The sequence below is a fragment of the Pseudoalteromonas sp. SK18 genome (assembly GCF_001974855.1).
GTDB lineage: Bacteria > Pseudomonadota > Gammaproteobacteria > Enterobacterales > Alteromonadaceae > Pseudoalteromonas.
Genome location: NZ_MTQB01000031.1, coordinates 1 through 14,103 on the forward strand (window position 1 = coordinate 1; position 14,103 = coordinate 14,103).

Consider the following 14,103-nt stretch of genomic DNA (forward strand, 5'->3'; position numbering starts at 1 on the left):
TCTTCGCCAGTAAGGCCTTTACCAGCTTGAAGTTCAGCTAATGCTTTGTTGAAGTCGAAAGATTGAGTCATGTGTCACTCCTGTTTTCTTAATAATACTGAAATGACACAGATTTCTAAACACTACCCAGTATTCTCGTTGCTTTAATTGCTGCTGGCTCCTTTTTCCTTTGCTTAAATTAACGTTGATGTATTTTGCTAAACTTTGGGTAGCTTTATGTCTAGATATGACTAACTTTGGATTTAGATACAACCTAAGTAGCGAGTCTATACTTGAAACAACAGCCCAAGCATCAAATGTATTATAAGCTTCTATTGCGCTTACTATTTGATATAACTCCTCTGCTACTCTTTTATACGTTAGTGTTTTTAGCTGCCTGAGCTTGGCAACTTTTTCACTTTTTAAAGCAATCCCTCGATGGTACATCAAGCTTTTCGTATAGCGGTTCAATGCATTTAGCTCACCAATCAGCTCACCTAACGCTAAAAAATCTGAAGGCTGTAACTCTTCGTTTGCGACAACTGAGTCATATAGCTTATCAAGCTTACCCCTAACTTCTGTACGAGTAATGCCAAGCATATGTAACTCATCAAAGGCTGTTAAAGCTGTATTATCTTCAATAGTTGATAGTGAATGCCTCACCTTATCTAAAAAAGCCAGCAAAGAGCCTGACTCTATAAGCTCTTTATCGTTTGAAATTAGACTAGCAGTAGTAATATCAAGAGCATTGAATTGAGATAGCTTGTCAAACACTCGCGGCCACCTTAGCTTTATTGATATATTCGCTCCACCAGCTCATTATTTCCCTTCGATTTTCAACATACTCAGCACGATTGTACGCAGCCCTAATTTCGTTTTTCTCTTGGTGAGCCAATGCAACTTCTATTAACTCTGAATCAAATTGTTTAGTCTCATTTAGTATTGTACTAGCAAGCGATCTCAAACCATGGGCAACTAGCTCACCTTTAAAGCCCATACGTTTAATTGCAGCATTAGCCGTTTGAGGGTTTGTATGGTTTCTTGGCTCTCTGTCGGCTGGGAAAATATAATCGCGATGACCACTAACAGGCTTCATTAATTCGAGTATACGTAGCGTACTTGATGTTAAAGGTACTTTATGGCTTTTCGACATTTTCATTTTTTCAGCAGGTAATATCCATAGCTTATTTTCAAAATCAATTTCAGACCACTCAGCCATTGCAGCTTCACTTGGCCTGACCATTGTATGCAACTGCCATTCAATTAAGCAGCGAGTTGTAAACTTTATACTTGCCCTTGAAAGAGCCTCCAAGAATTCTGGAAGCCTTTCACTGCCTATGGTAGCCATAGATTTTTTGATAGGAGTTTGGAACGCAGCTTTAATACCCGCCAAAGAGTTATGCTTTACGACTCCCGTATTAACCGCATAGACCATGATCTCATTTAAACGCTGGCATAACCTTTTAACAGTTTCAAGCGCCCCCTTGGCTGCAATGGGCTTAATAGTGTCGATAGCGAGCTTTGCCGTTAGGCCACTTAAAGGACGTTGGCCTAACGTTGGGAATATATGCCTTTCAAGTGAGTTCCATACATCTTCTGCGTAATTAGGTGAAACCGTACTCTTCTTAAGCTCAAACCAGTCGAGCGCTACTTTCTCTAAAGTATTTAAACGTGATTGCGTCTCTTGAGTATATTGCTGCTCTTTGTACTCTTTTGGGTCTATTTCATTTGCAAGGAGTCCGCGAGCGTCTTCTCTTTTGATTCTAGCTGCCGCGAGCGTAATTTGAGGGTATTGTCCAAAAGAAAGGTTTGTTCTTTTTTTAGTGAATGGCTTGTAGTACTTAAATATCCAACTTTTAGTACCATTTGGCCTTATAGATAATTGAAGACCACTGCCATCTGAAAGTGAATATTCTTTTTCCTTCGGCTTAGCTTGCTTAATTTGCGTATCGTTGAGGGGTTTTACAGTTCTGGCCATTTCTTTTATGTATACCATGTTCTAGCCCAGTGGATTCAAGGCTTTCTGAGTTTTAGTACCATAGAATCTTCACAACTAAGTGCTATGGTACTAACCATGGTACTAAAAATACTGGATGTAGGTAAACATCTTGGGATATTACAGGCAATAAAAAACCCGCTAACCTATGTGGTTAGCGGGTTTCCTGTATCTGTTCGGATGTTATCGAACAGAGAATTGGTGGAGCTGGGGGGATTTGAACCCCCGTCCGAAAAGCCTCGACCGTCGGTACTACATGTTTAGTATTGTCATTTAATTAACCTTTAAATCCCGGACAAACACGGTAGATAAAGGCGAGGCCGCTTAGTTTTAACGCTTCAACCCCGGCCAGGGTTTCCGTCGCGATCAGGTGTTAGGGTGACACTCCAAAATCCAGTCCACAAGAATACATGGAAGGAGCGCTAGCCAGCCTAAGCTGCTAGAGAGTAGTTATCGTCGTTTGCGATTACTTTAAATTGCGGCTTTTTTACGAGGCAAACCGCACCTCGACATGCACCTTGGGCTTCTTGAATTCCGTCGAATCCTAATCAGCCCCTGAATAAGGTTACTCATTCAGAGCGTGCAAGCAGTATAACTGAGTAACCCATCAATACTCAACACCTTAGGCACTTTATTTTATCGCTTGGTTAATCCTGCATCAAACACGTACTTAAAAATGTAAATACTAGGATAATAAAAAAACAATTACTTAACACCTAGGCTTGTTTGTGCTCAAATATGCAGCTAGACCTTGGTCTAATAGATTATAAAAAATAATAACAGGCATATTACCTAGAGGATTTATAAATGTCGGTTTTTTCTTTTGATGAGCAAACGGGGTATATCTCTTTAGTTTCCCACCCACAAGTTTCAGGTTTAGCCTCAACAGCAACACAGCTTATTGAATTAATTGGACAGTCAGAATATTGCGAGTGTGAGGTTATTGCTAGCAATATTGGTAAGCTGTTTGCTCAAAGTAATACCGAAGAACCCACCTCTTTAGTGATTGCTCAAGCCATTGATGCAAAGCTTACGATAAACATCGATGAAAAAAACATGCTCGTTGAAGCTACCCTTATTACTGCCAAGGGCGGTAAATTGCTTAGCATGGAGCAAGCGATTGAAGAGTTAACACAAGCAGGCATTGTAAAAGGCATTAGCTCTCATGCATTAGAACAGTTATTGGCACAACAGTTTGAACACCCCTCAGGAAGCACACATTGCGCCGAAGTCGCTTTTGGTCGCACGCCTAAAGTGGGTAACGATGCCAAATTTGTGCGTCTTTGCTGCACAGCGCAAGACCGCGTACTTAGCCCGCAAGCTAAGGGCGGTGGTAAAGTCGATATGAGAAACCTAGGTGATATTATTACTGTAAAACCTGGTTGTGAATTAATGCGACGTATTCCTGCAACACCCGGTGTTGATGGGTTTACTGTATTTGGTGATGTAATAATTGCTCCTCCCGGTAAAGAGCATAAATTACAACCTTTTGACGGCACTAAAATTGCGCCCGATAACCCTAATTTATTAATTGCAGATTGTACTGGCGTACCTGTTGCCCTTCCCCGTGGTATGCGTGTTGATGATGTTTTATGTTTTCACAATATTGACCCAAGTACCGGCCATGTTGAGTTTGATGGCAGTGTTATTGTCAGCGGTGATATAAAAGATGGCATGCGCGTGACTGCCACTGGCGATATTACTGTTTTAGGTTTTGTTGAATCGGCACAGCTAAAAAGTGATAGCGCCATCACAATATTAAAGGGTGCAATTGGTCGTAAGCGAGAAGCCGATGAGCCATTCACCTGTTCTATTTTTGCTAAACGAACCATTGCGCTTGGTTACTCTCAATACTGCGACATAAAAACGGAGCAAAACTTATTAATAGATCGCCAATCATTACATTGTGACTTGAGTGCCGGAAATCTAATTAGAGTGGGCAGTGCAAAAGATCCCAAAGGTAAAATTATTGGTGGCCATATTCTTGATGCAATGCGCATTGAAACAGGCGAATTAGGGGCGCCAGCAGGGACTAAAACGCGAGTTTGCATCGCCCAGCGCTGGTACGTGCTAAAACAAAAACAAGCGCAAATCACCGATTTTGAAAAAGTTTTAATTAGTAAGTCAATTGAGCTGCAGCAAGCGCGCCAGCGAATTAATAAACAGGTTGCAAGTTCACAGCGTCAGCAGTTTTTAGATAAAATAATAACTAATGAAGAACACATAGCAAACCGAAGCGCTAGTATCAATCAGCAAAAGCAGTTGCTAAGAAAGAAAATGGCGCAGCTTTTAGCGCTCAGTCGTTTAAAAGTTAATGAGCTTATGCACCCTGGGGTGGAGCTTAAAATTGCACGAGAATCAATTAGCTTTTCGCGTAATTACCCACCACATTTAATCACCCACAGTGAAGGTAAAATAACCCAATCGTTTTAATAACGCTTATTAAGACTGACTCAGCTCAAAAGTGAACATTCACTATTATGAGCTGAGTTTCTAGTCTTGGTTGCTTGCTTCGTCTTCGCTTTGTTGTGTTTCGTCTACAGCAAGCGGCCAACCACCTAGTTGCTGCCAACGATTAACAATTAAACAGTATAGTTCAGCAGTACGTTCTGTATCGTATAACGCTGAATGCGCTTGTTTGTTATCAAACTCTATCCCTGCTGCGCGACACGCTTTAGCTAGTACCGTTTGCCCTAATGCCAAACCAGCAAGTGATGTGGTATCAAAACTAACAAACGGATGAAATGGTGTGCGCTTGATATTATTACGCTCAATAGCCGCATTTAAAAAGCCGTGATCAAAAGCGGCATTATGAGCAACCACCACTGAGCGCTGGCACCCTGCAGCTTTTTGCGCTTTGCGCACTACTTTACAAATTTCTTTAATCGCCTCTTCTTCTGGGACAGCCCCTCGAAGTGCTGAAAAAGGCTCAATCCCATTAAACTCAATGGCAGCTTGCTCAATGTTTGCACCCTCAAACGGTTGCACATGAAAATGAACGGTATGATCGATACTAAGCAGTCCTTCATCATCCATTTTTAAAACGGACGCTGCAATTTCTAGTAGTGCGTCGGTTTCTTTGTTAAAACCGGCGGTTTCAACATCAATAACCACTGGAAAAAAGCCACGAAAGCGTTGCGCGAAAAGTGTTTGCTCAGTATTTGCCATAGTATTCTTGGTTTATAGGGATTAGCTGTCTATTATGTCAAAATTGATGGCCTGTCGGCTAGGGGATTTATTGATTAATTACAGTTAAACTATAGGCATGTTACTTGCTTAGTAATTAGGGTCTGTTGACCTTTGCGGATTAAAATTTGTTCAAGCTAGGGGCGGTTTAATCGCGGCGCGAGGTTTGTAACCTAGTGGGCTAAGTAAAAACCGAGCAACAAAGAGTAAATCGCCCCTAGGCAGAACCCAAAGGGCAGCGCCTGTTTGGCATTAATGCTGTGTTATCGCCTATTTATGGGGAATAACCACACCACATAGGCTCTGCCTTGCCTAAATACCAAACAGGCTGCTGCAAATTTAACCTTGAAAGGTCAACAGACCCTAGCGTTTACGCTGAATTATTTGCTGTTGCGCAATATTTTACGGTTTTTGTCACTTTTTTGGCAAAGCTAGATAACTGGAGAATTCTCAATGAAGTGTAAGTTGTTATTTATTAGCCTAAGCATTAGTAGTGTGCTGTGTAGTTTGAATACAACTGCGGCAATGCGCCAGTACACGGCTAACCAAGATAATTCAAACTGGAACTTGGTTAAAACAACTCGCTTACAATGCCAATTAAATCATGAAGTTCCCTACTATGGTGAAGCCGTTTTTAAAGCATCAGCCAGTAAAAACAAAGATCTCACCTTTAATTTAGACATGGTTGTGCGCCCAGAAAATTACGCGATTGCCGGTTTAAAAGCGGTACCACCTAGCTGGCGAGCAGGCCGCCCTGCCCGTGATATTGCTGATATGAAGTTACTTAAAAAGTTTGATGGTGAATTAGGTAATAAAACAGCATGGGAAATGCTTACTGAGCTTGAAAAAGGTAACCAACCCACTTTTTACTACCAAGACTGGCAAAATAGTGCCGATAAAATTGCCGTGGGCATGTCTAATGTTAACTTTAAGCAAGCGTATTGGGCGTTTTTACAGTGCCGCGATGAACTACTGCCATACAATTTTGAAGATATTTCGTTCACTATAATGAACTATGAATCTAATAGCAGTAAGTTAACTAAGTCATCGCAACAACGCCTTGATAAAATTGCTGAGTATTTAAAAAACGACCCCAGTATAGAGTCAATCAGTATTGCATCCTATACCGATAGTTACGGTGGCCGCTGGAATAACCTCGATTTATCTAGAACCCGTGCAAAGGCTATTAAAGATTACATGGTGAGCTTAGGTGTTGATGAAGTTAAAGTGGTTACTGAAGGCTTTGGTGAAAAACGCTTTGTAGATACCAACGATAATATTTTGGGCCGTGATAAAAACCGCCGCTTAGTGATTCAAATAGCTAAAATGTAAACTCAGTCCCCTCTTTTAATGGCTGAAGGTGCAATTTTAGCGCTTTCGGCCAACACCTATTGTTTTAGTAATCCCTCTATTGTGCAAAACCAATAATCTGACCATTTAGTTATTAACATTTGGCTTTTTATTTATTAATTATATTAATGAGTTAAATTACATCAGCAAAATATCTCTGCTTTTTAAATACAGTTGTAAATAGAAGATTACATTTTATTTTGTCTCTTTTATGACAAAACTATTTAAGTTTTGCACAACTAGTTATATCTTGCGTGTCTCTCACGTTTGATCAGGATCATTAAGTGCTTAAAAATAAAACAATAGGTAGCATGTTAATTGTTGCAGGAACTACCATAGGCGCAGGTATGCTTGCCCTACCAATTGCCTCTGCGGGGCTTGGGTTTAATACGGCAATGGTGTTAATTGTCGGCTGTTGGTTACTTATGACCTACACGGCTTTACTTATGTTGGAGCTACACCAATATGCCCCTCGCGATGCCACTTTAAATACACTTGCTAAGCTTTGGCTTGGTAAACGTGGCCAGTATGTGGCTAACTTTTCGATGATATTCTTATTTTATGCACTGTGTGCTGCTTACATAGCAGGTGGTGGTGCTCAGCTACAAGAGCGCATTAATACTGGGTTTAATCTTAGTATTGCTCCACAATTAGGCTCCGTTATTTTAGCCGTGCTAATTGCAGGCGTGGTGACTTTAGGCACTAGTAAAGTTGATAAGCTTAACCGAGTACTATTTAGTATAAAAATAGTCGTTTTGGCTAGCTTGTTTTATATGCTAACACCTTATGTACATGGCCAACATTTATTGGAAATGCCTGTTGAGCAAGGGCTGATACTATCGGCTATTCCGGTGGTATTTACCTCCTTTGGTTTTCATGGCTCAATTCCTTCTATTGTTAAATACGTCGGGCTTGATATAAAAACCTTACGCAAAGTTATGATTGCAGGCGCCTCTTTACCATTGGTTATATATGTATTTTGGCAAGTATTAAGCCAAGGCATAATGAGTCAAGAGCAATTACTACAAAGCGAAGGGTTAACTGGGTTTGTAGCCAGTGTGGCCAATATTGCCAATAACGCCAATGTTTCTACTGCGGTTAAATTGTTTGCTGACTTAGCCCTAGCAACGTCATTTTTAGGGGTGAGCTTGGGGTTATTTGACTTTTTTGCCGACACATTCAAAAAAGCAGATACGGGCGCAGATAGAATTAAAACAGCACTTATTACTTTTGTTCCTCCTCTTGGATTTGCTTTATTTTACCCGCAAGGATTTATTATGGCATTAGGCTATGCAGCCATTGCTTTGGTTATATTGGCAGTATTTTTACCTGTTAGCATGGTGTACAAGCAGCGTCAGGGGATTGAAAAAGAAGGCTATAAAGTACGCAGTGGTAATATTGGTTTGGCCATAGCCGCTTTGTGTGGTATTTCAATTATTAGCGCACAATGCCTGCAAATGGCAGGACTTATACCGGCTATAGGCTAATCCTTATAGTTGTTCTAATATATGCACCCCATAGATGGTTTTGGGGTGCATATCATTCAAACGTCAATTGTTGACATTTAAAATACTATCGCTTGCCCTCTTCCGCTTTGCTCAGACGCTGCATCTAATTTGCCTTCATTATTAATAATCACGTGCATATCACCAAAGTGGCGTTCATCGACTGTATAACCCATTTTTATTAGCTGTTGCTTGACTGAGGACTCCAATCCCGAGTGCGCTCTAATTACATTTTTAGGCCATAACTGATGATGAAATCGCGGACTATTTACTACATCATCTGCGCTCATATTAAATTCAATTGCGTTGAGTATTGATTGATACACAGAGCTAATAATAGTGGTACCGCCGGGCGACCCTGTTACCATTTTTACCTGATTATTACTGAGTAAAATAGTGGGGGTCATAGAGCTAAGCATACGTTTATGCGGCTGAATTTCATTTGCTTTGCCGCCAATGGCGCCAAATACATTCATAACCCCAGGTTTGGCGCTAAAATCATCCATTTCATCATTTAAAATAAAGCCTGCGCCTTCTACAACGACACCACTACCAAACCCTAAATTGATGGTGGTGGTATTAGCAACAGCATTCCCCATGTTATCAATAATAGAAAAGTGAGTGGTTTGTTCGCTTTCTTTTAAACCCGGTTTAATATTTTCAGTGGTAGAAATGGCATTTAAATCTATACTGTTGCTACGGTTTTTAAGGTAATTTTCTGCAAGCAGCTTTGCTGTAGGTACTTGGTAAAAGTCAGGATCGCCTAAGTATTCTGCCCTATCAGCAAACACTCGCTTTCCTATTTCAGCAAGTAAGTGCACATACCCAACTGAATTATGTGATGGTGCAGCTATGGGCTTTTTAAGCTCATACATTTTCAGCCATTGTAATATAGCAATACCACCAGAGCTAGGAGGTGGCGAAGTGACGACTTGATAGCCGTTCCAGTTAGCTTTTATAGGTGTACGAGACTTTGCGCGGTAATTTTTTAAATCGTCTTGAGTAATAATACCGCCATGTTGCTTCATAAAGTTTGCGATGATCGTTGCAGTTTCACCTTGATAAAAGCCATCTTTACCATTATCGCGAATGCGTTTGAGTGTCGCTGCAAGCTCAGGTTGCTTAAAAAGCTTACCAGATGTGGCGCTTGCAAAATAATTGGCAAAGTTTACTTTAATGTTTTTATTGTTTAGGTGTTCTATGTAACCCTCAATTAACAGAGCCAACTTTTCAGGCACCACAAAACCTTGCTCTGCTAATATTACCGCAGGCTGTACTAAGGTTTTCCAAGGTAATGTGCCATGCTTTTTATGTGCTAGCCACATACCAGCAACACTTCCGGGTACACCGCTGGCATGAATACCATAAATAGACTTATTGGCAATAACTTGCCCTTGCTGGTCTAAATACATATCACGATGCGCGGCGTTCGGTGCAGTTTCACGGTAATCTATAAAATCACCTTGCCCATCTTTATGAATAAGCATAAAACCACCGCCGCCAATATTACCTGCTTCGGGGAGCGTAACGGCCAACACAAACTGCGCTGCAATGGCTGCATCAACCGCATTGCCCCCCTGCTGTAACACAGTTTTTGCTGCTTGCGCACTAAATGTGTCGGGCATCGCCACCGCACTTTGCTTAGCAGCAACATTAAAAAAGCATACTTGTATTATTAAGACACTACTAATAATTAGCTTGCTTGGTGAAAAGAGTGATCCCATCCCATATCCTTAGGTTATTTTTATACATTTATGGCAAACATTAATGCACAGTAACAAACACTAGGTCAATATTTAGACGCTATATTTGTAGAGCTTGAGATTATTTTTAATCTATCTACACGACTTTGAATATAGCGCAGCAGTTAAGTTTGAGCCGTCATCAGTATGAATATAATAATGTTTAAGCCGCATACCGAGCTTTTTCATAACACTAATTGAGCCAACGTTGGCGGTCAGTGCCGTGGCACTAATTGCCTTAATTTGCGGTTGCTTCTCAATCGTTGAGCAAATCGCTTGTGCCGCCTCAATTGCATAACCTTTACCCCAACTCGCTTGTTTAAATCGCCAGCCCACTTCAATATCACTAAAATCAGGCGTATCTGAAAAAAAGCCCATCGGCCGAACAAGTACCCACCCTATAAAGGTATTGCCTTCACGCAGGTTTACTTGCCATAACCCCCAACCTTGTTGCGCATTACGATAAGCGAGCATTCTAGGAATACTTATCGTTTTTATCTCTTCAAGAGTGGTTGGTTTACCTTGTGTTAAATATTGCATAACGGCTGGGTCTTGATCGAGCTCGAATAATTTCGGCCAATCATTTTCGTCCATTAATTTAAAACTTAATCGTGTTGTTACAGCTATGTTCATTTTCATTATTGTATAGTTACCCCTGAAATATAATTTTCTCTAAAGGAGATAGTAAATGAAGAAATTAGCAGGTTTAGCTTTATTAGGCACTTTAATTACGTTAACTGGCTGTGAAGATGCCAACGAAGTGAAACAAGACGCCAAACAAACGAGCGCTGAAGTTCAAGAAAAGCTAAACGAAACGTGGAACGACGTTAAAGAAAAAACCAATGAGCTTAAAAATGACGAGTCATTTAATGAGCTACTCGAAGAGAGTAAAGCGATGGGCTTAGACATGTACGATGACGGCAAAGAAGTAGCTGTTGATGCATGGATTAAAAGCAAAGAAGCGGCTGGCGAGCTGACTGAAAAAACCAAGCAAAAAGCACGTGAAATTGCGGCAGAAATTGAGCAAGCACGAGAAGAACATAAAGAAGGTTAATTATTTTTAACCATAAAAAAAGGTAAGCCATGGCTTACCTTTTTTATTTAACTTTTAGAGTAAATTATGGATTATAGTTCAAAGTCTTTTTTGAATTTTAAACCAAACTCACTACGATCATTACTGCGCATTACGCCAACAAAGCCAGTTTGCTGCAAGCGACCTACATCGTAAACTTCGTTTAATACATTCTCACCATATAGCGTTACTTCCATATCGCCGTATGGGTTAGTGTAAGAAATATTAAAACCAACTAGCTCACGCGAATCAATCGTTTCACTTTTGTTGAAAACTGACTGACCTTGCATTTCACTGCGGTACGAGTAGTTTGCATTTAATGCAACCGTGCCACCATTGCTTAAATCAACAAAGTAAGATGGAGCAACCATTACTGTCCAACGAGGTGTCAGTGCTGGTGAGTCGCCTTTGCCAATACCTTGTACGCCCTCAGCTACTTCTGTAATTTCAGAATCTAAGTAGCCTACTGCAGTGCGAATAGTAAAGTCGTCGGTTAGTGCAATTGTGGTTTCAAGCTCAATACCTTGCGCTTTAGACTGACCTGCATTTTCAACGATAGTTACAAAGCCACCACCTGCAGTTGGATCTGAGAATGGCAGTGCTAAATCAGTGTAGTCAGTAACAAACATTGCAAGCATCATAGACACATTTTCATGTACTTGGCCTTTTAAACCAATCTCGTAGTTAACTGCTTTGGTTTCATCAAACGATACAAACTGATCCGGACCACCAAATGGGCGCGGTGGGAAACCACCGGTTTGGTAACCTTTTTGTACTTGGCCATACACGTTCATATTATTGCTAAGCTGGTATGAAGCATTAATGTCCCATGTTACTGCATTAAAGTCTGCACTAATGTCCTTTCGCTCAGGGAAAGTTGGGAAAATGGCATTAGCATCTTTTTTATCTTCTGAGTAACGAAGGCCACCGCCTATTGTTAAATCATCAGTTAAATCGTAACTACCATTAATGTAAGCTGCGTATGAGTTAGTTTCTTGATTGATTTCAAAAAAGCCAAAACCACCAAATGAAGGAGTAACACCATCATTTAGCACGCCATCTGGTGTATTAAACGGGCTAAATACAAAATCTTCAGAGCGAGTAAAGCCATCTTCATTAAAGAAGTATAAGCCAGAAACAAAGTCCATTTTATCAAACGTGGCGTTTAGTTGAAGTTCAAAAGAGTATTGATCTGCACCGCCCACTTCTGGGAATTCTGATAAGTTAAGTGGAGATGCATCATCATCTAAACCACCTTCATACTCAGAGGTACGGTAGCTTGAAATAAACTTGGCTGTATATGTGTTATTAATCGCCCAATCAGCTGTAAATGACGTACCCCAACCAGAATATGAGGTTGATTCAATACCGGCAACTGTTGTGCCTAAATCATCAGGATTCGCTGGAAGTAAGTCTTCAGTTAATAATGGGAAATCACCATTGAATACATTACTTGAATCTAATGGTTCAGTAAGCTCAATAGTATAAGGCGATTGGCCTGATTCATTATCAACCCCATCTAGCGAGAAGGTAAACGCTAAATCACTGGTTGCTTCGTATTTAAGCGCAATACGACCACTAAACTCTTGCTCTTCACCAATTTCTTTTTCAGGGTTAACTAAATTTACCGCTGTTCCTACCCCATTACGTTGCTTATATGACGCACTTGCCGACATGCTTAAATCATTAGTTAATGCATCATTGAAGTAAATATCACCAGCGATACGACCACGACTACCGACTTTAGCCGATGTCGTTAAAATGCCCTCATCACCTGGTTGTTTAGTAATTACATTTACCGCGCCACCTAATGTATTACGACCATAAAGCGTGCCTTGTGGTCCACGCAGAACTTCAACACGCTCAACATTAGGAAGTGATAAGTTAGATCCCATTTGGCGGCCTAAATAAACACCGTCTAGGTAAACACCTACGCCAGGATCTGTGGTTATAATGTGATCTTGCAAGCCAATACCACGAATGAATACTGAAGCATGGGCTGCGTTACCAACACCATAGCGAGTAATATTTAAGTTAGGAACGTATTTACCAATATCTTCTAAGTTACCCATATTGGCTTTATCAATAAGGTTAGCACCTATTGATGTAATCGCAGTTGGAGATTCGAACAAGCTCTCTGTACGTTTACGAGCTGTCACTTCAATTTTTTCAAACGCGTCTTGTTTGGCTGTCGTTTTAGCTTCTTGTGCATTTGCGGAAGTTGTTAGGGCTGCAATAACCGCTAAACTTAACTGTGAGAGGGTGCGTAATTTCAAGGTTTTCTCCAAAGGGTATTAATTTAATTATGCGTTATGCTGTGTAAACATAAATTGTAGGCATAAAAAAAGATGCTTTAGATGCATCTTTCCTCTGGGAGTGTATTGTATTACATAAAAGTTACAATATGTATATTTAACTTTAGTTTAAGCAAAAAAAATAATTTTTAGCTTTTTTAATCTAAACTAATTACCTCAACAATGACGCAGTTTTGGTTATAAATTAATATTTTAATATTAACCACCAACTGCATTGTTCATTAATCGTACACACCGTTTATTGTGGAAAACACATTAAAACTGCTTGAAATTATGACAATATCCAAAGACCCTTTATATTTAAATATAAAGCAGAACCATTTTTAGGTGAAAAGCATGACAAAAAAACAGACCACACAATCAACTAACATGCTTTTTAACAACAACCACTATAATCCATTATTTTTTACTACATTGAATAACGACATATTATTAGTATGCTACTCAGCCCTTAACTCCCTAACTAACTACGAACTTTTAAACCAATTTATTCATACAAATAATTACCAAGGGTTAGTTATTTATAATATTCCTAAAGATACTGATGCCGTTTCACTGAAAGAATGGCCAAATTTAAAAGGTCTTTTTTATCAAGATACTAGTGAAGAGTTGTTTACTAGGGGGCTAGAAGCAATTAAACAAGGCGAATTGTGGTTTCCACGAACCATTAGTGACATTTGGATGCGTCAAATGCTCGATACAGAACAAAAGAATGCTTTGCAAACAAGTAATTTAACCGATAAAGAAATTAAAGTACTCAACCTACTTTTTAGTGGACTTCACTCCAGTGCTATTGCTGATAGTTTATTTATAAGTGAAGCTACGGTTAGAGTTCACTTACATAAAATTTATAAAAAAATAGCGGTCAAAAATAAGCAGCAGGCAATTCGTTGGTGCCAAGATAACCTAAAAAATATAAATTCGCGTTCATAACTAAAAAAACACTACTTAATACTTA

General features: G+C 39.9%; 11 protein-coding genes and 1 other RNA gene. 5 read left to right on the plus strand and 7 right to left on the minus strand.

All coding sequences use genetic code 11. The features are described 5' to 3' along the window. Positions 1 to 33: 33 nt before the first annotated feature. From BW139_RS16630 to ssrA, 3 genes are all read right to left on the minus strand, one after another. Positions 34 to 753 (minus strand): hypothetical protein, encoded by a 720-nt coding sequence (locus BW139_RS16630; protein ID WP_076920404.1) that lies wholly within the window; start codon positions 751 to 753, stop codon positions 34 to 36. Then, on the minus strand, positions 746 to 1,957 hold the full coding sequence (locus BW139_RS16635; protein WP_076920430.1) for an integrase domain-containing protein: 1,212 nt from the start codon (positions 1,955 to 1,957) through the stop codon (positions 746 to 748). Before BW139_RS16635 ends, BW139_RS16630 begins: the two co-directional genes overlap by 8 nt. A 217-nt stretch (positions 1,958 to 2,174) precedes the next feature. Next, positions 2,175 to 2,531, minus strand: a transfer-messenger RNA (tmRNA) gene (gene ssrA / locus BW139_RS16640). Positions 2,532 to 2,782: 251 nt separating this feature from the next. Here ssrA and BW139_RS16645 point away from each other — a divergent pair. Continuing rightward, on the plus strand, positions 2,783 to 4,408 hold the full coding sequence (locus BW139_RS16645; protein ID WP_076920405.1) for a DUF342 domain-containing protein: 1,626 nt from the start codon (positions 2,783 to 2,785) through the stop codon (positions 4,406 to 4,408). Positions 4,409 to 4,468: 60 nt separating this feature from the next. Here BW139_RS16645 and rnt read toward each other — a convergent pair whose 3' ends face one another. Next, on the minus strand, positions 4,469 to 5,143 hold the full coding sequence (gene rnt, locus BW139_RS16650) for a ribonuclease T (protein WP_010388028.1): 675 nt from the start codon (positions 5,141 to 5,143) through the stop codon (positions 4,469 to 4,471). A 471-nt stretch (positions 5,144 to 5,614) separates the two neighbouring features. Between rnt and BW139_RS16660 the strand changes: the two genes are divergently transcribed. Both BW139_RS16660 and BW139_RS16665 read left to right on the plus strand, forming a co-directional pair. Continuing rightward, positions 5,615 to 6,493 (plus strand): OmpA family protein, encoded by an 879-nt coding sequence (locus tag BW139_RS16660; protein ID WP_076920407.1) that lies wholly within the window; start codon positions 5,615 to 5,617, stop codon positions 6,491 to 6,493. 302 nt (positions 6,494 to 6,795) lie between these two features. After that, entirely contained in the window at positions 6,796 to 7,998 is a 1,203-nt protein-coding gene (locus BW139_RS16665; RefSeq protein WP_008465797.1) for an aromatic amino acid transport family protein, read from the plus strand. 77 nt (positions 7,999 to 8,075) lie between these two features. On the opposite strand, the gene ggt is transcribed toward BW139_RS16665, so the two are convergent. Together ggt and BW139_RS16675 are read right to left on the minus strand one after the other, a co-directional pair. Beyond that, positions 8,076 to 9,740 carry a gamma-glutamyltransferase gene (gene ggt, locus BW139_RS16670; RefSeq protein ID WP_076920408.1) on the minus strand — a complete coding sequence of 555 codons (1,665 nt, stop codon included), beginning with the start codon at positions 9,738 to 9,740 and terminating at the stop codon, positions 8,076 to 8,078. Between the two features lie 111 nt (positions 9,741 to 9,851). After that, the gene (locus BW139_RS16675; protein WP_008465807.1) at positions 9,852 to 10,397 is read right to left on the minus strand and encodes a GNAT family N-acetyltransferase; all 546 of its coding nucleotides are present in this window, start codon (positions 10,395 to 10,397) and stop codon (positions 9,852 to 9,854) included. A gap of 49 nt (positions 10,398 to 10,446) precedes the next feature. On the opposite strand from BW139_RS16675, the gene BW139_RS16680 reads away from it, so the two are divergent. Further along, a complete protein-coding gene (locus tag BW139_RS16680) occupies positions 10,447 to 10,812 on the plus strand; it encodes a hypothetical protein (RefSeq protein WP_008111315.1) in 366 nt (121 codons plus the stop codon). Between the two features lie 71 nt (positions 10,813 to 10,883). Here BW139_RS16680 and BW139_RS16685 read toward each other — a convergent pair whose 3' ends face one another. Next, positions 10,884 to 13,106, minus strand: coding sequence for a TonB-dependent receptor (locus BW139_RS16685; protein ID WP_076920411.1), 2,223 nt, complete (start codon positions 13,104 to 13,106; stop codon positions 10,884 to 10,886). Positions 13,107 to 13,481: 375 nt separating this feature from the next. On the opposite strand from BW139_RS16685, the gene BW139_RS16690 reads away from it, so the two are divergent. Then, positions 13,482 to 14,078 carry a LuxR C-terminal-related transcriptional regulator gene (locus BW139_RS16690; RefSeq protein WP_008465814.1) on the plus strand — a complete coding sequence of 199 codons (597 nt, stop codon included), beginning with the start codon at positions 13,482 to 13,484 and terminating at the stop codon, positions 14,076 to 14,078. Positions 14,079 to 14,103: the final 25 nt, after the last annotated feature.